The 1,061-nt window shown below is 54.2% G+C and carries 1 protein-coding gene and 1 pseudogene; both read left to right on the top strand.

All coding sequences use genetic code 11. From position 1 onward, the window contains the following. Positions 1-122: 122 nt before the first annotated feature. Positions 123-260, top strand: a pseudogene (locus tag C9427_RS35085) (transposase); the annotation flags it as partial. A 292-nt stretch (positions 261-552) separates the two neighbouring features. Next, positions 553-1,020: an avidin/streptavidin family protein gene (locus tag C9427_RS32500; RefSeq protein WP_107653060.1), complete on the top strand. Its 468-nt coding sequence runs from the start codon at positions 553-555 to the stop codon at positions 1,018-1,020. Positions 1,021-1,061: the final 41 nt, after the last annotated feature.

Below are 1,061 nucleotides of genomic sequence, written 5' to 3' on the forward strand. Positions count from 1 at the left end.
CGATGATCTGCGGCGGGAAACGATGGCGCTTGTAGCTGACGGTTGCGGTGTTCATGACATCGGGTCTATGCCGCAAATCCCTGAACGCGAGTTAAGTTGACAACGCCCAGCCGATGTCTGCCCGCAAGCATGGAAATTCGGAAGCCCTCTACACATACAAGGCCAAGTTCGGCGGCATGGATGTTTCCGATGCGCGCTAGCTGAAGGCTTTGGAAGAGGAGAGCGCCAAGCTGAAGAAGATGCTGGCTGAGCAGATGCTGACAAATGGTGACGTCCGATGCCAAGCGATGCGCTGTGGCCCCACGCTTGCGGTCGGCAATGGGTGAGCCAGCGTCGGGCATGCAAGACTCTTTTAGTCGATCGCTCGTGCGTTCGCTACACAAGCATCCGGCCAGCGAATATGGTTGGTGTCAACAGAATGTCACAGAATATCACAGAATGTTCATGTGGCTTGGTGTAAGGTGATCTAATTCTCGGGTCGGCCTGCTTCAGATGTGGAGTGTTAGGGTTGGCTGAATACTAATGCATGACCCCATGAGGAGGAATACTGGTATGTTTCGTGTTATTTTCGCCGGACTTGGCCTTTCGTTAGCCAGCTCTGCGATGGCTTTTGAGCCTGCCTCGTTTGAGCAGTTTTCCAGCTTGGTTGGCGCATCAAGCGCGTGGATGAACGATAAAGGCTCGACCATGGTCATCTCGCTTGACTCAAATGGTGGGGTTACGGGTCAGTATGTCAATCGCGCCAAGGGCACAGGCTGCCAGAACTCTCCATATCCGATCGCGGGGCGGGTGACCGGCAATTTCATCGCCTTTTCCGTCGGCTGGAATAACGGCCTCGAGAACTGCCACTCGGCGACCGGCTGGACAGGCTATGCAGCCAAGAGCAGCAGTGGGGCACTGCAAATCGTTACAGAATGGAATTTGGCCTATCAAGGTGGATCAGGTCCTGCCGTCACAAACGGTAAAGATTCGTTCATATATACCGAGCCAAAGAAAGGCGACGCGCCAATAAAAGACTAACAGTATCGAGGCTGAACCCAAAAACCCTGGTGCGGCGTTCG

The organism is Mesorhizobium helmanticense (assembly GCF_003034915.1).
Lineage (GTDB): Bacteria > Pseudomonadota > Alphaproteobacteria > Rhizobiales > Rhizobiaceae > Mesorhizobium > Mesorhizobium helmanticense.